General features: G+C 67.1%; 21 protein-coding genes. 7 read left to right on the top strand and 14 right to left on the bottom strand.

What is annotated here, in order from left to right; genetic code table 11:
• The first annotated feature begins 570 nt into the window (after nucleotides 1–570).
• Nucleotides 571–1,383, top strand: a complete 813-nt coding sequence (locus tag EDL96_RS10455; protein ID WP_123825866.1) for a MoaF C-terminal domain-containing protein — start codon at nucleotides 571–573, stop codon at nucleotides 1,381–1,383.
• A 60-nt stretch (nucleotides 1,384–1,443) separates the two neighbouring features.
• On the opposite strand, the gene EDL96_RS10450 is transcribed toward EDL96_RS10455, so the two are convergent.
• The 7 genes from EDL96_RS10450 to EDL96_RS10420 form a co-directional block, all read right to left on the bottom strand.
• Nucleotides 1,444–2,664 (bottom strand): helix-turn-helix domain-containing protein, encoded by a 1,221-nt coding sequence (locus EDL96_RS10450; RefSeq protein WP_158609587.1) that lies wholly within the window; start codon nucleotides 2,662–2,664, stop codon nucleotides 1,444–1,446.
• Nucleotides 2,665–2,775: 111 nt separating this feature from the next.
• Complete coding sequence (locus EDL96_RS10445) at nucleotides 2,776–3,396, bottom strand: superoxide dismutase (protein WP_123825862.1); 621 nt, start codon at nucleotides 3,394–3,396, stop codon at nucleotides 2,776–2,778.
• Between the two features lie 87 nt (nucleotides 3,397–3,483).
• Nucleotides 3,484–5,418: an alpha-amylase family glycosyl hydrolase gene (locus EDL96_RS10440; RefSeq protein ID WP_123825860.1), complete on the bottom strand. Its 1,935-nt coding sequence runs from the start codon at nucleotides 5,416–5,418 to the stop codon at nucleotides 3,484–3,486.
• Nucleotides 5,419–5,845: 427 nt separating this feature from the next.
• Entirely contained in the window at nucleotides 5,846–6,811 is a 966-nt protein-coding gene (locus EDL96_RS10435; protein ID WP_123825858.1) for an ABC transporter substrate-binding protein, read from the bottom strand.
• 10 nt (nucleotides 6,812–6,821) lie between these two features.
• Nucleotides 6,822–7,499: an ABC transporter permease gene (locus EDL96_RS10430; RefSeq protein ID WP_123825856.1), complete on the bottom strand. Its 678-nt coding sequence runs from the start codon at nucleotides 7,497–7,499 to the stop codon at nucleotides 6,822–6,824.
• Nucleotides 7,496–8,176, bottom strand: a complete 681-nt coding sequence (locus tag EDL96_RS10425; protein ID WP_123825854.1) for an ABC transporter permease — start codon at nucleotides 8,174–8,176, stop codon at nucleotides 7,496–7,498. Before EDL96_RS10425 ends, EDL96_RS10430 begins: the two co-directional genes overlap by 4 nt.
• Nucleotides 8,173–9,279, bottom strand: a complete 1,107-nt coding sequence (locus EDL96_RS10420) for an ATP-binding cassette domain-containing protein (protein ID WP_123825852.1) — start codon at nucleotides 9,277–9,279, stop codon at nucleotides 8,173–8,175. The genes EDL96_RS10425 and EDL96_RS10420 overlap by 4 nt, the downstream gene beginning before the upstream one ends.
• A gap of 135 nt (nucleotides 9,280–9,414) precedes the next feature.
• On the opposite strand from EDL96_RS10420, the gene EDL96_RS10415 reads away from it, so the two are divergent.
• The gene (locus EDL96_RS10415; protein ID WP_123825850.1) at nucleotides 9,415–10,476 is read left to right on the top strand and encodes a DUF808 domain-containing protein; all 1,062 of its coding nucleotides are present in this window, start codon (nucleotides 9,415–9,417) and stop codon (nucleotides 10,474–10,476) included.
• A gap of 87 nt (nucleotides 10,477–10,563) precedes the next feature.
• Here EDL96_RS10415 and EDL96_RS10410 read toward each other — a convergent pair whose 3' ends face one another.
• On the bottom strand, nucleotides 10,564–12,426 hold the full coding sequence (locus tag EDL96_RS10410) for an ABC transporter ATP-binding protein (RefSeq protein WP_123825942.1): 1,863 nt from the start codon (nucleotides 12,424–12,426) through the stop codon (nucleotides 10,564–10,566).
• An 84-nt stretch (nucleotides 12,427–12,510) separates the two neighbouring features.
• Entirely contained in the window at nucleotides 12,511–12,990 is a 480-nt protein-coding gene (locus EDL96_RS10405) for a MarR family winged helix-turn-helix transcriptional regulator (RefSeq protein WP_123825848.1), read from the bottom strand.
• 197 nt (nucleotides 12,991–13,187) lie between these two features.
• Here EDL96_RS10405 and EDL96_RS10400 point away from each other — a divergent pair, with 197 nt between their 5' ends.
• The gene (locus EDL96_RS10400; protein ID WP_123825846.1) at nucleotides 13,188–13,904 is read left to right on the top strand and encodes a hypothetical protein; all 717 of its coding nucleotides are present in this window, start codon (nucleotides 13,188–13,190) and stop codon (nucleotides 13,902–13,904) included.
• Between the two features lie 6 nt (nucleotides 13,905–13,910).
• Here the strand turns inward: EDL96_RS10400 and EDL96_RS10395 are convergent, their stop codons facing one another.
• The gene (locus EDL96_RS10395) at nucleotides 13,911–14,588 is read right to left on the bottom strand and encodes an MOSC domain-containing protein (protein WP_123825844.1); all 678 of its coding nucleotides are present in this window, start codon (nucleotides 14,586–14,588) and stop codon (nucleotides 13,911–13,913) included.
• Nucleotides 14,589–14,601: 13 nt separating this feature from the next.
• The gene (locus tag EDL96_RS10390) at nucleotides 14,602–15,024 is read right to left on the bottom strand and encodes a hypothetical protein (RefSeq protein WP_123825842.1); all 423 of its coding nucleotides are present in this window, start codon (nucleotides 15,022–15,024) and stop codon (nucleotides 14,602–14,604) included.
• Nucleotides 15,025–15,129: 105 nt separating this feature from the next.
• Here EDL96_RS10390 and EDL96_RS10385 point away from each other — a divergent pair, with 105 nt between their 5' ends.
• From EDL96_RS10385 to EDL96_RS10375, 3 genes are all read left to right on the top strand, one after another.
• Nucleotides 15,130–16,002: an SIR2 family NAD-dependent protein deacylase gene (locus tag EDL96_RS10385; RefSeq protein ID WP_123825840.1), complete on the top strand. Its 873-nt coding sequence runs from the start codon at nucleotides 15,130–15,132 to the stop codon at nucleotides 16,000–16,002.
• A gap of 117 nt (nucleotides 16,003–16,119) precedes the next feature.
• Nucleotides 16,120–16,947 (top strand): aldo/keto reductase, encoded by an 828-nt coding sequence (locus tag EDL96_RS10380; protein WP_123825838.1) that lies wholly within the window; start codon nucleotides 16,120–16,122, stop codon nucleotides 16,945–16,947.
• A gap of 331 nt (nucleotides 16,948–17,278) precedes the next feature.
• Nucleotides 17,279–19,450: an MMPL family transporter gene (locus tag EDL96_RS10375; RefSeq protein WP_123825836.1), complete on the top strand. Its 2,172-nt coding sequence runs from the start codon at nucleotides 17,279–17,281 to the stop codon at nucleotides 19,448–19,450.
• Between the two features lie 137 nt (nucleotides 19,451–19,587).
• On the opposite strand, the gene EDL96_RS10370 is transcribed toward EDL96_RS10375, so the two are convergent.
• The gene (locus EDL96_RS10370) at nucleotides 19,588–20,508 is read right to left on the bottom strand and encodes a hypothetical protein (protein WP_123825834.1); all 921 of its coding nucleotides are present in this window, start codon (nucleotides 20,506–20,508) and stop codon (nucleotides 19,588–19,590) included.
• A 2,026-nt stretch (nucleotides 20,509–22,534) separates the two neighbouring features.
• Here EDL96_RS10370 and EDL96_RS10365 point away from each other — a divergent pair.
• Nucleotides 22,535–23,974, top strand: coding sequence for a sugar porter family MFS transporter (locus tag EDL96_RS10365; RefSeq protein ID WP_123825832.1), 1,440 nt, complete (start codon nucleotides 22,535–22,537; stop codon nucleotides 23,972–23,974).
• Between the two features lie 42 nt (nucleotides 23,975–24,016).
• On the opposite strand, the gene EDL96_RS10360 is transcribed toward EDL96_RS10365, so the two are convergent.
• Nucleotides 24,017–25,414, bottom strand: coding sequence for an MFS transporter (locus EDL96_RS10360; RefSeq protein ID WP_123825830.1), 1,398 nt, complete (start codon nucleotides 25,412–25,414; stop codon nucleotides 24,017–24,019).
• 11 nt (nucleotides 25,415–25,425) lie between these two features.
• Nucleotides 25,426–26,394 carry an alpha/beta hydrolase family protein gene (locus EDL96_RS10355; RefSeq protein ID WP_123825828.1) on the bottom strand — a complete coding sequence of 323 codons (969 nt, stop codon included), beginning with the start codon at nucleotides 26,392–26,394 and terminating at the stop codon, nucleotides 25,426–25,428.
• Nucleotides 26,395–26,447 lie beyond the last annotated feature (53 nt).

Genomic DNA, 26,447 nt, shown 5'->3' with positions numbered 1-26,447 from the left:
CAGGTCACCACGGTGACTCCCGTGGCAAAGGTTCCGAACGCATTGCGCAACCTGCGCGGATCCACTGTGGCAGCTGCGTCGGTTGCCGTGGACTCGGGGCTCATACCGTGACTCCTTCCGTGGTTGCGGGGGTGTCGATTGGTCCGGTGACCTTTGGCCTCGGACCTGATGTCTGACGGCGGAGGCTTGGAAACTTCAGTTCTGCGCCGTCGATGCAGCCACGGTATGTGTCACGAATCACAGACCGGCTGTGCCAATTTGACACAGCCGGCCGCGGGGAATGCCTCACCGCTGGTCATGCGGGATTAGGTCTGAAAAGTCCTTGATTGATACATGTGAATCACGTTGTGATCCAAGCGATGACTCGGCAGGCCAGCGGCCAGCATTTACCCAACTACAACTGCCGACACAGTTTGTGCGCCCACGGACAGGTCCTGTTCGCCGTGGAGCAAGCAGGCCCGGCTACCCGAGGCGAATACTCGTGGGCACTCAAGGCCTCAAGCCTCGCCGCGCACCACCCCGAGGCGAACGAGCGCCACCACAGCCTCGGCCAAGGAAGAGGAAGCAGTCATGACCACCGACGAATCGTTCCAGGACTACGTGCCCGTCGACCAGTGGCCGTCCGTGTCCACCATGATCGACGGATTCGGGGACCAAACCCTCCCCGCGTCCCCGGCCTTGGCAGGCACCACGATCGTCCTTCACGGGGAACAGGATCAACACTTCGTCCTGGCCTTCAACGATGCCTCGTCGCTCACCTGGACCACCGGCACCGGTTCGGACGACGACGCAAGTGCGGACGCCACCTACAAGGCGATTGAAGCCCGCCCCGGGATATTCATCATCGACTTCGTCCACGGCGCAGCTCAACAGATGTGCGACGTGACCGTGATCGTGGACCGCAACATCGGCGCGGCCACGGTTGCGGTCTCCGCGCTGCACCTGGAGAGCAGCGCCGTCAAGGGCAGCACCGAGTTCACTCAGGCCCGTATCGAGGGGACCGACGCACCGTTCCACCACCGTTCGACGGCACTGGTCGGCAAACGGATCTACTACCGCTACAGCGACGTCGAGGCGTACGAGCACATCTATCTCAACGCCGGGACCTTCGTGTGGCACTGCCTGCGCGGTGGCGAGAAGGGGCTGGCCGACGTCGACCGCACCTTGACGTTCGAGGTGGCCGAGGACTTGTACATCTTCTTCTGGACCGAGCACGTCATGACCATCGAATCCGTGCTGCTGATCGATCTCCGCGAACAACGTTCAATCGGACGCATGTTCGGCTGGGACGACACCACCCAGGAGCCCTTGGTCCTACCGTTCAACTCTCGCCTGACCGTTCTGAACACCACTGAATACCCGCAGGATCACCACAAACACTGAGAGTGCTCACGGTCTCGGCTCACACGTGCCGGGACCGTGAGCCGCTTTCGAAAGCACCGTTCACACACCCTGCGCCTTGAGCCGCCGGTGCAGTGTGGAACGGGAGATCCCCAGGAGCGCGGCCGCTGCCGTGCGGTTGCCGCCCGTGCGCTCCAGCGCGTCCTGGACCGCACGGCGTTCCAGATCCGCCAGCCCGGCACCGCCCGTTGCCCCGGACGGCAGCCGGATCCAGTTCTCGGACAGGCGGTCCGTGCCACTGCGTCGTCGTGCGTCGATGACCACCGCCTCGAGTTCAGCGGTGTTGCCCACCCAGCGCACGCCGCTGAGGAGGCGCAACGCGCCGGCCGTCAGCTTGAGATCACAGCGCTGCCCGAAGGTCGCGTGCCCGAGTGCGCGCACCAGTTCCGGCAAGTCCTCCGGGCGGCTCACGAGTTCCGGGATCCGAATCTGCTCCGGGAGGACCTGCTCCCATCGGCGAGCGCTGAAATCCGAGGCCCAGGGTGCGTGGCTGACCACCAGGGGCGTGGCGGACGCGACGGCCCTGGTGACCCACTCGAACACGACGTGCACGTCCCGATCCGGGACCGAGTGCAGATCCCGGATGAACAAGGGCCGCCCGCGTTCGATGGCATCACGCACGCGGGTGGACCAGATCTCCCCGATGATGAGTTTGGGGTCGTCCACCACCAACGGGTCCATCAACCGACCCGGCGCCAGGCGCTCCTGTGTGCTCAGCAAGGCGCGGGCGACGTAGTCCTTCCCCACACCGCGGGGTCCGGTCACGCGAACGCACAGGCACCTTCCTACCCAGGAGGCAAGTTGCCCGCGGATCGCCGTGGCGGCCGGGCTGGTGCCGGGAACAACGTCGGCGAAGATGTCGCCGGGGCGCTCGGCAGGTTCCTGCGCGGGTGTGGCCTGCTCGACGTCGGGGGCGCCCAGGGCGAAGATCGCCCCCGAAATCGCACCCAGCGTTGTCCACTGCGTCCACAGCAGCCGAACGGGCCGCCCGTCCAGGAACGGCAACGGCTGCCAGCCCATGACGGCCTGGGTCTGGTCGTGCGCCCAGGCCCACAGCTCACGGTGACCGAAAAGGGCCAAGACCTTGGCGGGCTCCCTGTCCACCATCAGGAGTTGCTCGGAAACCCCGAGCAGGTCCTTGTGTCCCGCCTCCAGAAGCCAGTGGAAGGCCTCGGGCAGGCTGAGCCCGGCGGGCAAAGTGGGGGACGGCCCGCTGTGAACTCGCGAGAGCCCGTTCGACCCGGTGTTGACTGTTCGGGACACACCCCCACTGTAAGGGTCGCCCATGAGGGGCTTCACGCGTGGACGGGGCAAGAAAGAACCGCGGCCACCGACGACGAACGTCGATGGCCGCGGTTGGCAGAAAAGAATCGATCAGATGATCGAAGCGGCGCCGGTGCGGGCCTTCTCCAGGCGCTGGGCGACGTCCTGCCAGTTGACGACGTTCCACCAGGCCTTGACGTAGTCGGGCTTGACGTTCTGGTAGTCCAGGTAGAAGGCGTGCTCCCACATGTCCAGCTGCAGCAGCGGGATGGTCGCCAGCGGAACACCGTTCTGCTGGTCGTACATCTGCTCGATGACCAGGTTCCCGCCGATCGGCTCGTAGGCCAGGATCGCCCAGCCGGAACCCTGGATGGTCGTGGCCACGGCGGTGAACTGTGCCTGGAAAGCGTCGAAGGAGCCGAAGGCGTCGTCGATCGCGGAAGCCAGCTCACCCTCGGGCTTGCCACCACCGTCCGGGGACATGTTCTTCCAGAAGATCGAGTGGTTGACGTGGCCACCCAGGTTGAACTGAAGGTCCTTGGAGAGCTTGGCGGCACCGGCGGAATCGCCGTTCTCGCGGGCCTCGGCCATCTTCTCGAGCGCCGTGTTCGCACCGGTCACGTAGGTGTTGTGGTGCTTGGAGTGGTGCAACTCCATGATGCGCGCAGAGATGTGCGGCTCCAGCGCGGCGTAGTCGTAATCGAGTTCGGGCAGAACGTACTTCTCAGCCATGAGATTTCCCTTCCTGTAGGAACCAACCCTTCAATCCAATCGACCACGGGGGCGGTTGGTCAAGGCCCTTCCGCCAGTAGCGGAGGCTCAGTCATCCAAGGACCTACGCGGGGTGCAGCGGATCCACGCCCACCCGTGGGCCTCCAACAACACACCGTCACGCAAGTCCAGTTCAGCCTCGTCCTGCAGCCGCAGGGCCCGGGCCTGGAATCCGGACAACGTCTCACCGGTGACGTACTGCGTCCAGTCGGAGAAGTTCGCCAGGCACAGCAGGACACTGCCGTCCGAACCGGGCCTCTGGTATCCCAGCACCGGTTCGTTGCGCGTGTCGAAATCGATCACGGCCTGCCCGTCGAACTCCGGGGCGGCACCGCGCAACTCCAGCAGCCGCCGGATCGATCCGTACAGCCGACCGGAGACGGAGAACAGGTCGTGGCGGGAGTCGATGGTGGCCTGATCCACCCGGGGGCGGTTGGCCCACCGCGGGTCCTTGTCGTGCCCGGTCTCCAGGGACCACAGGGGATCGTCCAGCACACCGAGTTCGTCGCCCAGCCACAGTTCCGGCACTCCCCCCAGGGAGAAGGCCACTGCGTGGGCCAGGATCACCCGGTCCGCCCCCGGGCCGGGTTCGTTCCGTACTCCCGCCAGGGATGCGGACGTCCCGCACACGGCCGCCCCCACCCGGCCGGAACGGGCCGGAACCGCGGGGTTGGACGCAAATGACCCTTCGAAACGCCCGGAATAGAACTCCCCCAGGAACCGGCGGTGGGCGTCGGGATTCAGCCCGGCTGCCACCACGAGTTCGTCCGGGAAGGCCCACTGGAGGGCGTCATGGTTGCGGACCGGCTGCAGACGTCCCTTGCCCCGGACCAGGTTCTTGTCCCGGCGAATGTGTTCGGCCAGCAGCGTGGCGTCCCGCGTGGCGATCGAGCTCCAGATCAACGCGGACCGGTCCAGTCCATCGGCGACGTGGACGCCGCCGGCCGGGACCTGCAACTCGGCCGGGTCGTTCGATTCGAGCACCACGGACGGCGCAACGATCTGCAGCAGCACGTCCAGCGCGCGGAGCACGGTTCGCCCGCGCGACAGCACATCCCCGGCGCCTTCCACGGGTCGCCACAGGTGCCACGGGGAACCCACGCGCAGCACCTGCGCTCCCAGTCCGGCGACGTGCAGCATCTCTCCCGCCATGGCCACGAAGACCCGCGGGTTGGTCCAGTCCAGGTCCCACTGGTGGGCGTGTTCGGAGGTACGGACCCGACGCCGGTCGGTGGGGTCGTCGGGGACCACACGCTCCCACGCCGGCCCCTGTGCCCACACGGAGCGTTGCGAGGCCTCGCCGGTGGGGCCGTCCGGTTGGATCCAGTAGAACTTCTCGAAGAAGGAGTTGTGCCGCGCCGCAGCCAATGACCACGGGTGCTCGGGCGCGTTACGGGAGAGCACGACGTCGAGCATCAGGGAAATGCCGTTCTCGTGCAGGACCTGGCCCAGCTCCGCCAGTTCCTCGATGCTGCCCAGATTCGGGTTGGTCTCCCGGTAGGAGGCCACCGAGAAACCGCCGTCGTCATGGGTGTCGGAGGCACGGAACGGGGGGAGCAACCGCAGGTGCGTCACACCCAGTTCGCGCAGGTACGGAATGCGGTCCCGGACGCCGGCAAAGCCTCCCGCCCACCGGTCCGCATAACACGCGGCGACGACGGCGTGGCGCGAGTTCCACCACGGCGCCTGGTTCTCCCGGTCGGAATCGACCCCGCGGAGGTAATCGGAACGGGTCACCCAGGCGTGGACGATCAGCGACCCGAGGTCTCCCGCCACCCGACGCAGCTCCTCGGGCGAAACTCCGCCACCGTAGAGGTCCCGGACAATGGAGATGAGCGGCCGCAGATGGCGATCCAGGCGCCTCTGGAACTCGTCCCGCTGAGCCTGTTGCCGCAGATCGACTTCCCCGAGACGCCCGCGGACCACGTCCAGCAGGTCCGCCAACACAGGATCCTGCTCCTGGGGACGGTCCTGGACCTGCACAGCCCCGTCGCCTCGACGAGCACGGCGTGCCCCGCCACCGCTGCCCAATTCCGTGTCAGGCAGGAGGTACTCCAGACTCAGCGGGTCGGAGGGAACGTGTGACTGGACGTGTTGAGTGATGGTGACTCCCTGGGATCGGCGTGAGGACGCACAAGGCCCCCATGCGTACCGGACTCAGGATCGCCATTGACTCCGAGGTCGAGTGATGTCGGCTGCAGCACAAGGTTCCGCTGGATCGGGTGGTGCACGCCGCGGTCGGTTCTGCCGCCATCTTAGTGACGAGTCCTACTTTTTGCAGACCCCTGCCTCGTCCACAAGTATCCACATCCTCTCCACAGAGTTGTCCACAACCTGTGGATGGGTCCCGGTCAGGGCGTGCTCGGGGGTAACCGGACGCATCGGCCGGTACACACTCAACAGGACACGCTCAAGCGGCGTCGTACCCGTTCTCCTCCAGCCACTTCTGCGCGGCCTGCTGCGGGCTCACGGCTCCGTCGCCCGAGACCGCCTGGTTGAGTTCGATCAGATCCTCGGTGGTCAACTTCGAGGACAGTTCGTTGAGTGCGTCCTCGCTTCCCTCGGGCAGTCGGTCCTCGGCGGCCAACGGGATGACCTGCTGGGCGATGAAGTTGTTCTCGGGGTCCTCCAGAACCACCAGGTTCTGTTCCTCGATGGCGGGAGTGGTCGTGAAGATGTTCGCCACATCCGCGTCCCCCCGCGTCAGGGTGTCCACCGTCAGGCTGCCTCCGCCGTCGTTGATGGGCTCGAAGGACTCGGGCACGCAGTTGTACTTGGACTCGAGCCCCGGCAGGCCGTAGGCGCGTTCCTGGAACTCGGGCGGGCCCGCGATCACGAGTTCACCGCACACGGAAGCCATGTCCGAGATGCTGGTCAGCGAATACTCGTCCGCGGTGTCCTGCGTGACCACCATGGCGTCCTTGTTCTCTGCCTCGGAGGGCTCGAGAACCGTCAGCCCCTCGGGCAGCGCGTCGGGCAGTTCCGCCATGATCTCGTCCGCGGAGGCTGCCTTGGATTCGGAGTCCACGTACAACAGGAGGTTGCCCGTGTAGTCGGGGACCAAGTCGATCGACCCGTCCTCGACCGCGCTCACATAGGCCTCACGGGCGCCGATTCCCGGTTCGGTGGTGGCCTCCACGCCCGCGTCCCGCAGGACACCGGCGTACAGTTCGGCGATGATCTGCGATTCGGGGAAGTCCGCCGAGCCGACGGTCACCGCACCGTCGTCGGACCCGGCGCTCTGGTCGTCCTCCGCCAACGGGTCGGAGGAACCGCAGGCGCTCAACACGAGCACTCCGGCAACAGCCGCGGGTAGCAGGGCGCGCCGCGAGAACCGGGGTGCACGGGGGCCGGGGGTGGGTGACGTCGTCGTCATGATTTCTCCATCATTTTTCGGTGGGGGAGGTACGAATACCCGGTGAGCTCACGGCGCGTTGGAGGGCGGCGAGCACGGCGTCGGCGGCCAGGGCGAGAACGGCGACCAGGAGCACCGATCCCAGCATGCGGGAATAGTCGCGGACCGCCAACCCGTCGATCAGGTACCGGCCCAGTCCGCCCAGATTGATGTAGGCGGCCACGGTGGCGGTCGCGATGACCTGCAGGGCGGCGTTACGGATCCCGCCCATGGCCACGGGCAGCGCCAAAGGAACCTCCACGTGCCCGAGCACCTGACCGGGGGTCATGCCCTGGGCCTTGGCGGCATCCTTGACGGCGGGGTCGACTTCGGCGACACCCGCGTATGTGGCGGTGAGGATCGGCGGGACGGCCAGGATCACCAGGGCCAGCAGCGGAGGGACCAACCCCAGACCCATGAGCAACGAGAACAAGGTCAGCAGACCCAGTGTCGGCAGGGCCCGCAGGGCACCAGAGACGCCGATGACGACGCCGGCCCCGCGCCCCGTGTGCCCCACCAGCAGGCCCAGGGGCACCGCGACCAGAACGGCCACGAGCATGACGACTCCCGAGTACGCCACGTGCTCCAACATGCGCGCGGGGATGGCTCCCGTGCCGGTCCAGTTGGTGGGGTCCGTGAGCCATTGCCACATTCCGCTCAAGAGGTTCATGCCGCACCCCCCGTCGCGGCCAAACGCGTACGGGTGTCGACCCTACCGGGGCGCTGCCAGCGAGTCAGGAACAGACCGGCCAACCGGAGGACCTGGTCCAGGAGCACCGCCAGGACGACGGTGACGACCACGCCCACCAGGATCTCCTCCGCGATGCTGCGTCGGAGCCCGTCGGTGAACAGCGTTCCCAACGACTGGACGCCGATCACGGCACCCACGGAGACCATGGAGATGTTGGCCACCAGCGCAGTGCGCACGCCCGCGAGCATGACGGGTACCGCCAGTGGCAGCTCGACCGCCCAGAACCGCTGGGTGCGGGTGTACCCCATGGCCGTGGCCGCCTGCAGCACGGCGGGGTCCACGGATTCGAAGGCATCCGTGCAGGAGCGCACCAGGATGGCGATCACGTACACGGTCAGCGCCACGATCACGTTGGTGATCGAGGTGATCCGGGTCCCCAGGATCACCGGCAGCACCACGAACAGGGTGAGCGAAGGAATCGTGTAGAGCAGCGCCGCGCCGTTGATGGTCACGGGGCGCAGCCACCGGGAACCCGAAGCCATGCGGGCCAGCGGGACGGAGATCAACAGGCCCAGGACCACGGGAAGGACCGACTGGAACAGATGGGTCCCGGTCAGACGCAGGAGCAGGTCCAGGTTCTCCGGAAGCCAGGTCATTGCCGTGACTCCCGCACCTTGTCGATGGCCTCCAGAACGTCCTGGGGCCGCAGAACGCCGAGCAACCGCCCGTCGTCGTCGACCGCCACGGCCAATCCCGAGGGCGACGAGAGAGCCGCGTCGAGCGCCGAACGGAGCGAACCGCCCGGGTGGTGCAAGGAGCCACCCACGCGATGGGCCTGGTCCGTGATCTCTGCGGACTGCGTGCTGGTGACCCAGCCGACGGGCTGCCCGGCGGAGTTCACCTCCAGCACCCAGTCGGTCACGCCCGCTGGTCCGCCGACTTCCGCCGTGTGGCCCTGTCCGTCAACGGTCAGGACGCCGGACAGGGGGATGTCGTGCGTGTCGAAGGACAGCGCCCGGAAGCCACGGTCCCGGCCCACGAAGTCGGAGACGAACTGGTCCGCAGGTTCGCGCAGGATCTTCTCGGGGGACGCGTACTGCGCCAACCGCCCACCCCGCGCAAAGACCGCCACCCGGTCGCCCAGCAGAACGGCCTCGTCCATGTCATGGGTCACGAAGACGATGGTCTTGTTGAGGCGCTGCTTGAGATCGAGCAGTTCACGCTGCAGGTCCGCGCGAACCACGGGGTCCACCGCGGAGAACGGTTCGTCCATGAGCAGGACGGGCGGATCCGCGGCGAGCGCGCGCGCCACGCCCACGCGCTGCTGCTGTCCACCCGAGAGCTGAGAGGGATACCTACCCCCCAGCCCACGGTCGAGCCCGATGGTCTCCAACAGTTCCTCCGCCCGCTCCCGTGCGGCGCGTTTGGACTGGCCCAGGAGCCGGGGCACGGTCGAAATGTTCTCCACCACCGTGCGGTGCGGCAGCAGCCCCGAGGCCTGCATGACGTAACCCATGGAGCGCCGTAGCTGCGCTTCCGGAACGGTCGAAACGTCCTGTCCGTTGACCTCCACAGTGCCGGCCGTCGGCTCCACCATGCGATTGATCATGCGCAGGGAGGTCGTCTTGCCGCAGCCCGACGGGCCCACGAAAACTGTCAACGACCCTTCCGGAACGTCCAGGGTGAGATCGTCGACGGCGGTGGTGCCGTCCGGGTAGGTCTTCCGCACTTCTCGGAAGCTGATGGCGTGATTGCCCATGGCAGGTTTTCCTGACCTCGAGTGACCGCACCAGACTATGTCACGCGTCCGACATCATCAGGCGACTTAACAATTCGAGGTCACAGAGGGCCTTACGCTTGACCCCATGAGCATGTTCGAACGGGTGAGCACCCGATGAGCGGCGGTCTGATCGCCCTTCTCGACGACGTCGCAGCACTGGCGCGAGCCTCAGCGGCCTCCATCGACGACATCGGCGCGGCCGCGGGGCGGGCCAGCGCGAAGGCGGCCGGCGTCGTCGTGGACGACACGGCCGTGACCCCGCAGTACGTCCAGGACGTGGATCCACAGCGTGAGTTGCCCATCATCTGGCGGATCGCCAAGGGCTCGCTGTTCAACAAACTCGTCATCATCCTCCCGATCGCCCTGCTGCTGAGCCAGTTCGCGCCGTGGGCGCTCACGCCCATCCTCATGCTGGGTGGCACCTACCTGTGCTTCGAAGGCGCCGAGAAGATCTGGGGCGCGATCTCCGGGCACGACAGCCACATCGAATCCGTCGTCGAAACTCACGAGGGCCAGAATGAGAGCAAGGGCGACGGCGAGGACGGCGGCAAGTCTCCCGAGGACAAGATGGTCTCCGGCGCGATTCGCACGGACCTGATCCTCTCCGCGGAGATCATGGTGATTTCCTTGAACGAGGTCGCCAGTGAGGCCTTCTTCAATCGCCTTCTCATCCTGATCGTGGTGGCCATCGCCATCACCGCTCTGGTCTACGGCGCGGTGGCGGCCCTGATCCGCATGGACGACGTCGGACTCAAGTTGGCCGGCAAGGACTCCGCCGGTGCCCAGAAGTTCGGGCGTCTGCTGGTCGCGGCCATGCCCAAGATCCTGCAGGTGATCTCCGTGGTGGGCACCGTCGCCATGCTGTGGGTCGGCGGGCACATCATCCTGGTCGGCCTCGATGAACTCGGCTGGCACCCGCTCTACGAATTCGTCCACCACGCGGAGGAAGCCGCCGCCCATGCGGTTCCGTTCCTCTCCGGGGCGGTGGCCTGGGTGGTCAACACCTTCTTCTCCGCCGTCCTGGGCCTGATCTGGGGCGCCGTGGTGGTTCTGGTCATCACCGCGATCAAGGCCATGACCGGTCGCAAGGAGGGTCAGATGTCCACCCGTCACCCGGGGTCCACCGCCACGGGGCGGCACGAGGCGGTTCCCGCCGACCACGACCCACGGCACTGACCCCCGGCCCGACGCCGGTCCCCACCGAGACCTCCGTTACAGCCCACAATCGACACGGATTTGGGCCGTGACGGAGGTCTCGGCGTATCACTCCTGTTCGGCGAACTGGGTTTCGTAGAGCTCCGCGTAGCGCCCTCCCGCTGCGAGCAGATCCGCGTGGGGTCCGCGCTCGACCACGCGGCCGCCTTCGATCACCAGGATCTCGTCCGCCTTGCGCACCGTGGAGAGCCGGTGTGCGATGACCAAGGCGGTCCGCCCCGTCATGGCCTCGTCCAACGCGGCTTGCACGTGCGCCTCGTTCGTCGAGTCCAGAGCGGAGGTGGCCTCGTCCAGGATCACGACGCGCGGGGCGGCCAGCAGCAGGCGGGCAATGGTCAGCCGTTGGCGTTCGCCCCCTGAGAGCCGGTAGCCACGCTCACCGATCACGGTGTCCAGCCCGTCCGGCAGCTCGCGCACCACGTGGTCCATGCGCGCCCGCCGCAGAGCGGACCACATGTCGTTGTCGGTGGCACCGGGCCTGACCAGAGCCATGTTCGCCCGGATGGATTCGTGGAACAGGTGCCCATCCTGCGTGACCATCCCAACGGTGCGCCGGATCTGTTCGAAGGACGTGTCCCGAAGATCCACGCCACCCAACCGCACGGCGCCGTCGGAGACGTCGTAGAGCCTGGGAACCAGGGAGGCGATGGTCGACTTCCCCGCACCCGATGACCCGACCAGGGCGACGGTCTGACCTGGCTCGATCGTGAAGTCGACGCCGTGGAGGACCTCCTCACTGGTCCGCGCATCGAGCACGGACACGTCCTCGAGGGAGGCCAGGGACACCTGCTCCGCCGACGGGTAGGTGAAGGCGACGTCGTCGAACGCGAGCGAAACCGCGCCCTGCGGAATGGCGCGCGGATCCACTGGTTCGGTCAGCAGCGGCTTGAGGTCCAGGACCTCGAAGACCCGCTCGAAACTCACCAATGCGCTCATGATGTCCAACCGGGCGTTGGCCAGCATGGTGAGCGGTGTATAGAGCTGGCTGAGCAGCATGGCCAGGGTGACCACCTGCCCGGCGTCGAGATTGCCCAGGATGGCCTGCACGCCACCCACGCCGTAGACCAAGGCCAGCGCCAAGGCAGAGACCAGGGTCAGGGCGGTCACGAACGTGGCCTGCAGCATGGCCACGCGCACGCCGATCCCCTTGACCCGACCTGCTCGGGACGCGAACTCTCGGGACTCCGCGTGCGGATCACCGAAGAGTTTGACCAGCGTGGCCCCACCGGCGGAGAAGCGTTCCGTCATCTGGGTGGACATGTCCGCGTTGTACTGCGCCGCCTCCCGTTGGAGGTCCGCCAACCGCCCACCCACGAGTCGCGCGGGGACCAGGAAGATCGGCAGCAGCAGCAGGGAGAGCAGCGTGACCTGCCAGGAGATCGTGAGCATGACCCCGATGGTCAGAGCCACGGAGACCAGGTTGGACACCACCCCGGAGAGGGTGTTGGAGAAGGCCCGCTGCGCCCCGATCACGTCGTTGTTCAACCGGGACACCAACGCACCGGTTCGCGTCCGGGTGAAGAAGGCGATGGGTAGGGTCTGGACGTGGTTGTAGACGGCCGTCCGGAGATCCAGGATCAGACCCTCCCCGATGGTCGAGGACAACCACCGGTTCAGCACGCCGAGCCCCGCCGTGGCGATGGCCACGACCGCGATCAGGATCGCCAACCGCACCACGAGGTCCACCGGCCCACCACCGGTGATGGCGTTGACGACGTCTCCGGCCAGGACGGGCGTCACCACGCCCAGGCCTGACACGGCTATGGACACCAGCAGGAACAGCAGCAGCATCCGCCGGTGCGGGGCAGCGAAACGGAAGATGCGGCCCACCGTCTCCCGGGACACGCGACTGCCCTTGAACTGCTGGCTCCGGGCAGTGCTGTGCAGCAGAGCCATCGGCGAATTTTGCATACTCACGCGCACACTCTAGGACCGGTTCCACCGCCAGAATTGCGGTTTCGCCGAGGGCCCGGGTGACGCCGGTCTCAGCCGCGCTCAGGCCTGGGAGGCTTCGACCTTCCCCTGGTCCGAAGCACCGGCGAGCGTCTGGCAGATGGTCGCGAGCTGGCGGACCTGCTGGGCGCTCAGCTTGTCGAAGACAGCGTTCCGGACGTGTGCCACATGCCCCGGGGCAGCGGCTTCCACGCGCTCCATTCCGCGGTCGGTGAGCGTGGCGACGACGACCCGCTTGTCACCGCCGTCGCCGTAGCGTTCGACCAGGTTCTGGGCCTCCAGGCGAGTGACGATGCGTGACAGCCTGGACTGCGCGGTGTAGGTCGCGGCCGCCAGGTCGGACATCCGACGACGCCGGTCGGGCGCCTCCGAGAGGATCGCCAGGACGAGGTACTCGGCGAAGCTCAGTCCGGAGTCCTCGACGAGTTGACGCTCGATGGTGCCGGGCGTCTTGAACATGACTGAAACAAGGGCCAACCAGGCCTCACGCTCGTCCGAGCTCAGCCACTGGGTATCTGACATGACGATTATCATAGTGCTTAATATCTGCGTTGGACGCATCAACAAGTGCCGGGTAGCTACATGTGCCCACAATTATCAGCTGCCTGCCTAGTAGCCGCCTGTCAGGGCCGCGTCTGCAGGGGCTCCGGCGTGATTCCGGCCTCATCATGCACCACCCGGAGCCTTCGGCGTGTTGCGGTTCTGCCAGAATGTGCGCCATGGACGATCTCGGAACCTGGCCCGCCCCCCTGTCTGCGCGCGGCAGCACTCCCGAACGCGAGTTCGACCGCCAGGTCATGGACGAACTCCGGTCGGACCCGGAAGCGCTGAAGGCCATCGGCGGCGTCAAAGGCAACGTCCTGATCCTCCTGGTGCCGATCCTGGCCGCAGCCGTGCTCGCCTTGGCCTGGTTGCAGTGGCGCGCCTCGGGTTCGGCCTGGTGGCTGGCGGTCATCGCCGTCGTGATCGTGGTTGCCGCCCTGGTGTGGATCTCTCGGGTCAAGGCCGTCATGTCGCAGGCTCACCAGGTGCTGGGTGATCACCTTTCCGGCTCGGTCGGTTACGGCGTGGGTGTCATCCGTGAGGTCGAGCTGCTCGGCACCGAAGGCTCCGATCCTGAGGTTCCCGACGACGCCGCGGATCACGCCACGGTCGCGGATGCCGAAGAATCCGGACATCCCGAGGAATCCGGGGGCCAGGACGACTTCTCGAGCGTCGGGGCCCGGCTCACCTTGGCCGTCTCCCCCGTTCAGGGCGTGGCTTTCACGGCGAAGACCGTGCAGCGCTACGCCACGTTGGACGCGATGCGCCTGGCGGCCGGCCAGCACGGTCCGGTGCGCTACCTGCGCCGGAGCCCGGAGACCACCACCGCCGTCGAAACCCGGCTGGAGCCCGAGGCCGTACAGAAGATCTACCGGGGCGCGGCCCTCAACTGACCGCTCTCAGCGGGATCGCCCGGCTGCCTTCTCCGCTTTCGCTCGCAATTCCGGAAGCAGGTAGGGCCCCAGGTCCGACAGTTGGGGCAGCAGTGCGCGCTCTGTGGTCCCGGCGCGGAAGGCCTGGCTCACGGTGATGCCGTGGTCCGGACGTGACTCCACCACGATCTCGGCCCCGGCACTGACGGCCCCGGGCTCGAGGACCATCAGATACGCACCGGTCCGTCCCCGTTGTGCGAAGGTCTTGACCCATCCGGGCTCCCCCATGACACCGGCGAAGGTCGCGCACGGCGTACGGCCACCGGTCACCTGGAGCCGCAGGTTACCGATGCGCCAGATCTCCCCCAGGACGGCGGCATCGACGTCGTAACCGGAGGTGGTCAGGTTCTCCCCGAACAATCCGGGTGGGATCTCGCGATTGAGCTCCGTGGCCCAGTGATCGAGTTCCTCCCGTGCAAAGGCGTAGACGGCCTGATGGTCTCCACCGTGATGCTTGTCGTCTCCGATGTAGTCCCCGACGAATCCCGATCCCGCCCCGTCACCGCGCAGACCGGGGGCACGAACGTTGACCGGCCCCGCAACGGAGGCCTTGTGGATCCCGGTGTCGACCCGACCGGGCACCGGATTCGAGCGCTGCCGGCCGACGTTCACGCTCAGGACGGTGCCCACCGAGGATTCGCTCATGCGTCGGCCAGCGTCAGAAGCGCTTGGTGATCTTCGGTTCGCCGACGGCGGCGGCGGTGTCCCCGGTGACACTCGACGTCGATGCCGATGCCGAGAAGGAGGTGGGGGTGGAGGACGAAACCGAGGTCGAGGTCGATCCGGTCCGCGCGGCGGAGTCCCGCAGCGCGGTCCGTGCGTCCTTGGCCCGGTCCTCGGAGGGGTTGGAGCGCACGGTCGTTGTCGTGGGCCTGGCCTTGCGGTCGTTGGTCGTCCGACTCGACTCCATGGGCACGTCGATCTGCACGACGGCGACGGCAATCACGTTGAGCGCCAGGCCGGCCAGGCCGACGATCCAGGCGAGAATCACCCAGCCGATGCTCGCGCACAACAGCGCGAGGAACAGCAGGGCCAACGAGGTCACCAGTGCGGGGGTCAGGCGCCGGAAGTCAAACTTCATGCATCCATTCCACCACACGACCCCCCGCACCAACCCTCGGCAGGACCGACGGAGGTCTGGAATCGGCCGACCGGATTTCCGAGGGAGCACCGCTACGGTGGAGTCATGTCCGACGACGTTTCCACCTCCCCGGGCCATCCCGGACCACCGAGCCACGCCGTCTCGAGCACACAAGACCTGGCCGAGCTCGCCGCCCGCCTGAACTCGCAACTCGACGCCTTCGACCCCGCCGTCCTGGATCTGGCCCGAACAGCACGCCGCGTGGCGGTGCTCTCCGGGGCGGGAGTCTCGGCGGAGTCCGGCGTGCCGACCTTCCGCACCCCCGAGACCGGGCTGTGGTCCCGCTACTCGCCCCAGGAACTGGCCACTCCGGAAGCGTGGGAGGACGACCCCGCCGTTGTCTGGTCCTGGTACGTCCAGCGAGCCCGCATGGTGCGTGGAGTGCAGCCCAACGCCGGACACCGTGCCCTTGCGCGCTGGGCGCAGGACGTTGAGCTCACGATCAGCACGCAGAACGTGGACGACCTCCACGAGCGAGCCGGTTCTCGGGTGCTTTCGCACCTGCACGGATCGCTCTTCGAATTCCGCTGCGAGTCCTGCGAGCGCCCGGCCGACCGCTGGCAGATCGGGGAACTGCGCCTGGACGCTCCTGTCGACACGGACCCACAGCCCCTTGAGCCTCCCGAGTGCCTCGAGTGCGACGCGCGGATCAGGCCGGGGGTCGTGTGGTTCGGGGAGGCCCTGCCGTGGGATGCGTTCGAGGCCGCGGAACAGTCCATGACGGAAGCCGATCTCGTCCTGGTCATCGGCACCTCCGGGATCGTCCAACCCGCGGCTTCCCTGCCACTGGCGGCGCTGGGTCTGGGTGTTCCGGTGGTCGAAATCAATCCGGAGGCCACCGAGTTCTCCGCGTACGCGGACTACACCGTCCGCCTGCCGTCGGGGACGGCCTTGCCCCTCATGATGGCCAAGCTGTGAACGTCCGGAAGCGGGCCGCCGAGTTGTGCAAGGTGTCCGTGCGCGGTTGACTGGACAGGTTGACTGCACCGAGGTCAAGACTCTGCGGCCTGACCCGTCGCGCGATTGGAGCACCAAATGAGCACGTCCCCCACGCTGGTTCTCAACGACGACCACCGCATCCCCCAGCTCGGTTTCGGCACCTGGCAGGTCGAGCCCGACGTTGCCGAAGCCTCCGTGGCCACGGCCCTGGAAACGGGATACCGGCACATCGACACCGCAGCGATCTACGGCAACGAGGAGGGCGTCGGCCGCGCGATCGCCGCATCCGGTGTTCCCCGTGAGGAGATCTTCCTGACCACCAAACTGTGGAACACGGACCAGGGCTACGACTCGGCGCTTGCCGCCTTCGACCAGTCCCTGGAACGCCTGGGAACGGACTACGTGGACCTCTACCTGATCCACTGGCCGTGCCCCGAGAACGGCCTGTACCGCGACAGCTGGGAAGCATTCCGGAGTCTGCGTGAGAGCGGCCGTGCCCGGTCGATCGGTGTCTCCAACTTCCCGGCCCCGCTGCTCGAAGAACTCGTGGGGACGGGCACGGTGCCCGCGGTGAACCAGATCGAACTGCACCCGTACTTCCCCCAGGTCGAACTGCGGGCAGCCAACGCCTCCCACGGTGTGCTCACGGAAGCCTGGTCCCCCCTGGGGCAGGGAGGTGAGGTGCTCACGGACCCCGTGGTCACGCAGATCGCCGAGGAGGTCGGGGCCACCCCGGCGCAGACCGTCCTGGCCTGGCACCTGGCCATCGGCAACATCGTCTTCCCCAAGTCGGTGACCCCCGATCGGATCCGGGAGAACTGGGGCGCCCTGGACATCGTGCTGGATGAGGAACAGCTCGAGCGCCTGACCGGACTGGGGCGGGAGAACGGCCGTCTGGGGCCGAACCCGATGGAGCTCAACTGAACCCGGCACCTGAAGCGGCGTGAGCCGCCGCAGCCATTTACTACGAAACGTGAACTACACGTAGTGTGAGGGCGAGGCCTGTGACGGGCCTCGCCCTTTCCGCATTCGCGTCGTTCTCACCGCGGTCTTCATCGCGGTCCTCACCGCAGTTCTCACCGCATCGGAGTCAGCCTTGGCGCCTGAACCCTCTTCCTCACCGCGTTCCACGGACCACGAGCCCCCTTGGAGCGCCGCCGGGTCCGTCGGCCCTGAGGACGTTGCCACTGAGCCGAGCGCCGACAGGCCCACCACCGGCGAGGGGCGCCGCGCTCGAGGCCCCCGTTGGGTCCGTGTGCTGCTGCCCGCCCTGGCATTGGTCGCGTGGGTTCTGGTCATCGGGCTCGGCGGCCCGTTCTTCGGGCGGATCAGCGACGTCGTCGAGAACTCCCAGTCCACCTTCCTGCCGGAGACCGCGGAATCCACTCAGGTCTCCGAGCGGGCGGAAGATTTCGTGGCCGACCCGTACCTGCCCGGAATCGCCGTGGCCCAGCGCGACGGGGGCCTGACGGACGAGGACAAGCAGTGGGCACAGGAGCTCGGCGAAGGCCTCGTGGACAAGGGCTTGGCCGAGGAGGCCGGGTCCCCGCCCGTCGAGTCTGAGGACGGCGCGGCACTGCAGATCTTCGTCCCCATGAGCGAGACGACCTTCGACGAACAGGTCGCGGACCTGCGCGCTGAGATGTCAGACACCGCCCCGGAGGGTCTGAACACCTATGTGACCGGGCCGGCGGGATTCGCCACCGAGCTGGCCGAGGGCTTCTCCGGGATCGACGGCGTGCTGCTCCTGGTGGCGCTTGCCGTGGTGTTCGTGATCCTGGTGATCGTCTACCGCTCCCCGTTCCTGCCGGTTCTGGTTCTGATCACCGCCATGGCGGCTTTGTGCGCGGCGATCATCGTGGTCTACCTGTTGGCTTCCGGCGGAGTGATCCAGATCGACGGGCAGGTGCAGGGCATCCTGTTCATCCTGGTGGTCGGTGCCGCGACGGACTACTGCCTGCTCTACACGGCCCGCTACCGGGAGGCCCTGCGGGAGCATCGCAGCAAGGGTGCGGCCACCCGTGCCGCCCTGCGGGGAACGATCGAACCCGTGCTGGCCTCCGGCGGAACGGTTATGGCCGGACTCCTGTGCCTCTTGTTCTCCGATCTCGGTTCCACCAAGGCGCTGGGGCCCGCAGCAGCAACCGGCATCGCCTTCTCCATGCTGGCGGCGCTCACGTTCCTGCCGGCCGTGCTCTACATCCTGGGTCGGGCAGCGTTCTGGCCGAGCCGCCCCAAGTACGATCCCCACCGCCCGGACGCGATTCGTGTGGTCGACCACGAGGGCCCGCAAGGGCTGCCGACGGTCACAGGGAAGGGTCTCTGGGCCGGCGTCGGGCGGTTCGTGGCCCGGCGCTTCCGCCCGGTGTGGATCGTGGCAACGGTCGCCCTGGTGGCCATGGCGGTGTTCGCGCCCACTTTGCAGGCGTCGGGGCTCAAGCAGTCGGAGACGCTGCTGGGTGCTTCACCCGCCGCGGATGGTCAAGCCGCACTCTCCGCCCATTTCCCGGGCGGCACGGGTTCACCCATCACCGTGATCGCCCCCGAGGACACCCAGGACCGCGTGGCTCAAGCCGCCGAGGACCTGGACGTGACGGATTCCGTGTCCGTGACCGCCAACGATTCGCCGTCGGGGTCACTGCCGTTGGGCAAGGCCGCCGAGGAACAGGCTGCTCAGTTCCAGGGCGCTCCGGGTGGGGCCAATCCGTTCGAGGGCGTGGAACCCACGGTCTCCGACGGGGACGTGCAGATCCAGATCACCACGAATGTCGCGCCGGACTCGGATCAGGCGAATGCCGCGGTCGAGCAGCTGCGCAACGATTTGAAGGAGATCGACCCGTCGATCGTCGTCGGCGGTGAGACGGCCAGTGCCATGGACACCCAGACCGCCTCGATCCACGACCGCAACCTGATCATCCCCGTGATCTTGGTGGTGGTGACCCTGATCCTGATGCTGCTGCTGCGTTCGGTCCTGGCCCCGTTGCTGTTGATCGTCCTGACGGTGATCTCCTTCGCCTCGGCACTCGGGGTCTCGGCGCTGCTGTTCAACCACGTGTTCCACTTCCCGGGCTCGGACGCGTCCGTGCCGCTGTACGCCTTCGTGTTCCTGGTGGCGCTGGGGATCGACTACAACATCTTCCTCATGTCACGGGTCAGGGAGGAGTCCCTGGTCCACGGCACCCGGGCGGGCATCTTGCGTGGACTGGTCCTGACCGGCGGCGTCATCACCTCGGCGGGCGTGGTCCTGGCAGCCACCTTCGCGGCCCTGGCGGTCATTCCCATCGTGTTCATGGTGCAGTTGGCCTTCATCGTGGCCTTCGGGGTCCTGCTGGACGCGCTGCTGGTCAGGTCTCTGCTGGTACCGGCGCTGTCCTACGACCTCGGGCGGGTGATCTGGTGGCCCCTGCACAAGAAGATCGAACGGTGAGCGTCCCACCCGCGCCCGCGCCGATCTCACGGTGAGCCATGAAAAGGACCGGGGCCGCATCCTTCGAAGGATCCGGCCCCGGTCCTTTGGCACACGGGCGTGAACTGGAGTCTCACGCCCGGCGGTGGGCCAGTGGGTCAGGCGGCGCTGTGGCGGATCACCGGGATCTCCTCGGTGATGGGTCCGTCGTCGTACTCGTCGGTCATCTCGGCGGGCGCGACGTCGTGATCCGTACCCTTCGGAACGACGGCGGAGCGCGTCCGCGCGGTGGTGTCGACGTCGGGGGCCACGTAGGCGTCCGCGTAAGCCACGCTGCGGTCCGGGTTGCGGTAGTTGAGCTTGCGCCCGGATTCGTCGAGGTCCCACCCGAAGCGGTAGGCCATGGCGGGAACGGCCTGGTTGGCCACACCGCAGCCGAGGACCACGCCGGCCCAGGCCACGGGCAAGGCGGCGACGACGTCCAGGAGGTAGGCGTACGAACCCACCAGGCTGGCCAGCGCCACGACCAGCGTGACCGTGCCTCCGGCGGTCAACGTGAAGACCGCGCGGGCGTGCTGCCGGGCGGAGACCAGCAACGCCAAGGTCACCACGATCGCCCCGCACACCGCACCCGCGGGCATGGACGCCAAGGTCTCGGCGGCGGTCAAGGTTTCGCCGGGGACCACGGGAGCGGGGCGACCGACGATCTGCTGCACCATGAAGCAGACCATGGCGCCCACCACGGCCGTGACGGCGAAGCCCGCAGCGTCCCGCGCGGAACGGCGGATGACGACCAGCCAGGCGGTGAGGGCGGCGATGAGTGCGAAGACCATGGGGGCACTGAAGATTCCGTGCACGACGCCTGCTGCCGCCAGCATGATGGAAGAACGCACGGGTTCGAGGGCCGCGAGGACCTGCGACTCAGCGGCTCCGACCGGTGGCGTGAAACTGATGACTCGTCCCAGGGTTCCGATCGTCAGAATGACGATCAGCGGGACGACCACCCAGTGCTCCAGCTGCGGCAACCGCCATGTCGTTCGGTCCGGCGAGGGGGAAGTGTACTGCGCCGGGAAAGACATTCTTCGATTGTGGCATCACTTGGGAGAATCTCTGAACGCCACGTCGAGGTTGAACAACAAACGGGGAATATTTTTAGGAACCACCCAGTGTGCACCTCAGGTCAGACACGGTTGTGACCGCTTCTGTTGCATCGGGTGTGAATGTTTCTCAGTCAAACAGTTAATCGACGACGGGCACCACAGGCACTGACGAACCGGCGGAAGTTGCGAGAGTTGCCGGGCCGCCGTCCTGGCCGGGAGTTGCCGGGGATGCCTGCGTCCTGGATGGCTCAGCGGGCTCTGCTGGCGTAGCAGGCTCTTCACGGGTAGCGGGTTCAGCAGGTTGGGACGGCTCAGGGGACTCGGCTGGATCTGACGGTTCAGCTTGATCCGATGGCACGGGTTGACCCGACGGTTCGGGTTGATCCGACGGCTGGTCCGATACAACCGGTTCGACTGTGGCCGTCGATTCTGTGGGCGGGGTCGGCTCGGTGAATTCTCCCGGAGCCTTGGTTTCCGCCGCCCCCTCCGATTCGACCGGTGTCTCGGTTTCCTGTGGGACTTCCGGTTCCTCTGTGGCTTCCGGTTCGGTTGGGGTAGCAGGTTCGGTTGGGGTAGCAGGCTCGGTTGGGGTAGCAGGCTCGGTTGGGGTAGCAGGCTCGGTTGGAGTGACGGCCGGCGGGGAAGTCTCCGATTCCTCGACCTCCGTCGGTTCCGGCAAGGAATCGTCAGCGCCGGAGTCATCCAGGCTGTAAGCATCGGTCGCAGGGTCCTGGTCCGGATCTCCGGATCCCGCGAGATCCGCACCCGTCATCGCGGACGAACGGCCCAAAACGTAGGGGACTTCTTCCACGGGTCTAGGCACACCGGCGGCGCCGTCACCGTTCGGTGAAACGTTCGGACTCGCGTCCACCAGGCCCTCGGACACGGCAATGACCCCTGTGGGGACCATGGGAAAGCGCGCAGGAAGGCCGGTGGAGGGCGCGGAGACAGCGGTAACCGGGTCGGACGGTGAAGTTGTGTCCGGCTCAGGCTCCACACCGCTGATCGGGGCAGGAGCCATCGAGGACAAGGCCGGGGCGGGCCAGAACACGGAGGGCACCGGGGGCACGATGTGATCTGCACCGAGCCCCGCACCCGCATTCCCGGAGGGGGGGAACCAGAGCCGTTGGCCGTCAACCGTGAATGTCGCCCAAATACATTTGCCCATGTGTCGCACACCGGCTTCGGTTCGCAAAGCTCCGGTGGGAGCGACCAGCAGGTAGGGCGGTTCACCAAAGCTGTTGAAGGTCGGCCCGGGGTCCCCGTAACTGTTCGAGGTCATGCCCGGGCGGGCTGTGATGGTGGTACGCGGTGTGGACCTGAGAGCCGCGTCTCGACCCACGTCGTCATTGTCCTGCTGGGTGGACTGCAGGTCCGAGGTCGTCGTCTCGGCGGTGGTGCTCGGCGCGACCGTGGTGATGGCTCCCGCCACCAGCACACCGGCGGCAAGCGTGATGTAAAGCGGCACTCCCGCCGCAGAGACGGCACCCTTGGGACCCCAGAGGACACGTGCCCCTGGATCACGATGCCGGCCATTGGCTTTGCCGTCGTCGTCCGCTTCGCGGCCTTCCTCGTGCACTCGTCCCCCTTGTGTCACGCCGTTGACGGCGTGTTCGGCAAGGCCCGCTGCCCGGCGGGCCCGTCCCCGTGTCACGAACCCGGTTCCCAATCCGGCCTCGCCCGGGACCTGTCACCAATATGTGGGACAGGTCCCCGAATCAACATGAGGTGTTTCACCGATTTTAGTGACGCATCACGACGCGCCTCAACACAGAGGCAAGAGTTTCAAGAGATCAGCATCAGATCACAGGTCCGATCCCCACCGGCCCCCTTCGAGGACGCAGGCCACCAACCAGCCACAGGCTGAAACCCCCAGCTGCACCCGGACGCGAGCGGGTCACGAATGGACACGCAGCGCACTGAGTTCTAGCCTGACAGGAATCTTCAGGACGTGCCCCGGGCCACACCAGCCGCGACGGCCGTCCTTGTGGCGAAGGAGCCCGATATGTCCACGTACACGTCTCCCACCTCCGTTGCGGCGCACACCGCCAACACGGCGGCCGTTCTGCGGATCACGATCGTCGCCGCAATCGGCGGATTCCTGTTCGGCTACGACTCAGCGGTGATCAACGGCGCGACCTCGGCCATGCGCGAGTATTTCGGCGTCGGTGCCACCGCACTCGGCAGTGCCGTGGCCTCGGCCCTCCTGGGAGCTGCGGCAGGTGCAGCTCTCGGTGGTCGCTTGGCGGACAAGATCGGCCGTGTGCGCGTGATGCGCATCGCCGCGATCCTCTTCCTGTTCTCCGCAATCTTCTGCGGCATCGATCCGTTCTTCGGCGCAGATCAGGGTGGCTTCTACTGGCTGGTGTTCTGGCGCGTGGTCGGCGGCGTCGGCGTGGGCGTGGCCTCGATCATCGCCCCGGCCTACATTGCCGAGATCGCCCCCGCGGACATTCGCGGGCGCCTGGGTTCTCTGCAGCAGCTGGGCATCGTGCTCGGGATCTTCGCCTCCCAGATCGCCAACCGCATCATCGTGGCCCTGGCAGGTTCCTCCGACGCCACCTGGCTCGCGGGTCTGCCGGCCTGGCGCTGGATGTTCCTCCTTTGCGCCGTCCCCGCCCTGGTCTACCTGGTGGGGGCCTTCCTGATCCCGGAGTCTCCGCGGTGGCTGGTCCAGCAGGGTCGCCGGGACGAGGCCATGGCCGTCATGACCCACCTCCAGGGCGAAGGACCGGCGCAGCACCGCCTGTCCATCATCGACCGCACTCTGGACACCGAACACAAGCCGAAGCTCTCGGACCTGGCGGGCAAGGCGCTCGGTCTGAAACCGATCATGTGGATCGGCATCGGACTGGCTGCGCTGCAGCAGCTGGTCGGGATCAACGTGATCTTCTACTACTCCAACCAGCTCTGGGAGTCGGTCGGCTTCCAGGAGAGCGATGCCTTCACGATCTCCACGATCACCTCCGTGACCAACGTGGTGGTCACCCTGGTGGCGATCCTGTTGGTGGACAAGATCGGCCGGAAGCGGCTCCTGCTCATCGGTTCGGTGGGTATGGCCCTGACACTGGGCACCATGGCTGGCGTCTTCGCCACTGCCACGGTCACCGACGCAGGGCCCGTTCTGGGCGACGTTGCCGGACCGATCGCCCTGGTGGCGGCGAACCTGTACGTGATCTTCTTCGGCATCTCCTGGGGCCCCGTGATGTGGGTCCTGCTGGGTGAGATGTTCCCCAACCGGATTCGCGGTGCCGCGCTGGCCGTGGCGGGCTTCATCCAGTGGATCGCCAACTGGCTGGTCACGGTCACGTTCCCCGCCATTTCGGAGATCTCGCTGGTTCTGGCCTACGGCCTCTACGCGTTCTTCGCCTTCGCCTCGATCTTCTTCGTGATCAAGGCGGTGCGCGAGACCAAGGGCGTGGAACTCGAGGACATGCACGACTGAGGACCGCTCGCCCGACGTCGTCGCACCCACCGCCGTCGGCCGTCAGCTGCGTAGGGGATTGGTGAGTTCGTCACGGCCCATTCGTGCCACCCACCACACGACGACGGCGGCAACGGCCGGCGCCGTCGCGGCGATCACGAAGATCACGGGGATCGGGACCACCACCGACAACGGACCCGCCACGGCCATGGACGCCGGGAGCAACAGCAGGGACACGAAGAAGTCCAGGCTGGACACCCGCCCGAGCATGCGCCCGGGAACACGCCGCTGAAGCAGCGTGCCCCACAGCACCTGGCCGATGCCGTCCGATGCCCCCACGACCAGCAGGATCAGGACCATGACCGCCCAGGACTCGGTGAATCCCACGAAGGCCAGCGGCAGGGTCCCGAATCCCCACACGAGCACGATCACGGTGAGATACCTGCGCGGGTAGGGCAGTCCCGCGGTGGTCATGGCTCCGACGGCCGAGGCCGTGCCCGTGACGGCCAGCAGCAGACCGAATTCCGCCTCCCCGCCGCCGAGGGCATCCCGGACGACGAACGGCAGGAGCACCTCCAGGGGCCCCAGGAAGAAGAAGATCGCAACCACGGCGAACAGCAAGGTACCGAGCAGCCACGGGGTCCGAATCGTGTAACCCACACCTTCCTTCAGGTCGCTCAGGACCTTGCCGAAGGCGCCGCTGGGAGCAGCGGCCGGTTCCACGGGCGCGCCGACGGCCTCCACGCCGATACCGGAGATCTTGACGGAGCCGGTGTCGGGACCGGCCGGGTTCGCATCGTCCTGCCCACTGCCGGAGTCCTGGTGCTCCAACTCGGGGACTTCCAAACCGAGCAACGTGACCACGGAGATCACGCCGCACACCGCCACCGCCGCGAAACCGGACCAGGGGCCCCAGGCCGCAGCCAGGAATCCGGCCACGGCGGGGCCGGCAGCCGTTTGCAACAGCGGCCTGGCGGAGCCTTCCACGCCGTTGGCCGCCAGCAGCTTGTCCGGTGGAAGCAGACGCGGCAAGGACGCCGAGTAGGACGGGTAGAACATCCCCACGCCGGCAAAGATCAGAAAAGCTGCACCGGCCAACTGCCAGGTGGTCAGCACACCCGTGGCACTGAGCACGGAGACCGTGCTCACCACCACCGTCAGGGTGAGTGAGACGCCCAACAGGACTCGGTGCGGAGGCAGGCGATCAGCCGCGACCCCGCCCAACAGGGCGAACACGATCAATCCGCACGAGCCGATCGCGGTGACCGTGGACAACGCCACCGGGTCGCCGCCGTCGTGCATGACCTGGAAGACGGTGGAGAGAGCCCAGGTGCCCTGACCGAGCACCATCGACAGCATGGCGACGGCCAGCCGTGGGTACCCCGAGTACCCGAACGGCGCGAAGGCACGGCGGACCGCGCGCTGTGCTGCGCCCGCTGCCCTGCTGCTGCCCGTGTCCACGGGAAGGCAGTCTAGGGGGTCGCCCCGGTCCGCGCCCGGTCCTCCTGAGTTCCCACGCTGGACAGACACACCTCCCGGGCCACGGCCCACGCGCGGTTGCGGAGCGCCACGAAGTCGTTGTGTTCGGCTCCGTCCAGCAGGATCACCCGCCCCGTGTTGCCGGTCTGCGCGTGCCGCTTGAGGTAGTCACGCAGGGTGTTGACCGGAACAGTGGAGTCGGCACGTCCGTGGAGGACGTTGACGGGGACCGACGACGGCAGCCCCCGGAGGGGTGAGACGCGGCGGTAGCGGTCGGGGTGTTCGTCCGGGCGGCCGCCCATGACGTCCAACGCCCAGTGGTCGTCGTCCTCCGTGACGGCCTTGTCGAGGTCCAGGACAGCGGAGAGTGCGGTCACGCTGCGCACACGCACGCGGTCCCCACTCGGCCCCGACCCCGCGCCGGGTGTTCCCGCGGGGAAAGCGTTGCGGGCACTGACCCACGCGGCCAACTGGCCGCCCGCGCTGTGCCCGGTGACGTGCACCCGCTCCAGATTCGGGGTGAAGTCGGCGTGGGCTCCCAGTTCCCTCACGAAGTCCAGACCGTCGGCGGCGTCGTCGAAGGTCATGGGCCAACCACCGGGAGAAGGGGTGCCCCGGTACGTGGGCATCCACACCGCGACCCCGTAGCAGGCCAAATCCCTGGCTGCGGCCTGGCAGTACTCGGGACCGGAGGTGTCCGTCCAGCCGCCACCGTGGAAGAACACCATGACGGGATACGTGGGGCGCCGGTCTCCCCCGGACCAGACAATGGGATCCGGGAGGTACAACTGTCCCGACTGACGTTCAGGGTCCTCGCCCCATCGGATCTTCTCGATCTCCACGGGAGTCCCCGACCGTTGCCGCCCCGCCACGACCATCGAGTGCGCCTGCCGAGGGAGCACCACGCTCGACCCCGCGAGCGCACCTCCCGCCAACCCGGCCAGCCAGGCGGCACGGAACAAGGCCCTGCGGGTGAACCCGGGCAGTGATCGGCCGGCATGTTCCTGATCTGAAG

The sequence above is a fragment of the Kocuria soli genome (assembly GCF_003797835.1).
GTDB classification, from domain to species: Bacteria; Actinomycetota; Actinomycetes; order Actinomycetales; family Micrococcaceae; genus Kocuria; species Kocuria soli.
This window is presented reverse-complemented; position numbering and strand designations above follow the sequence as displayed.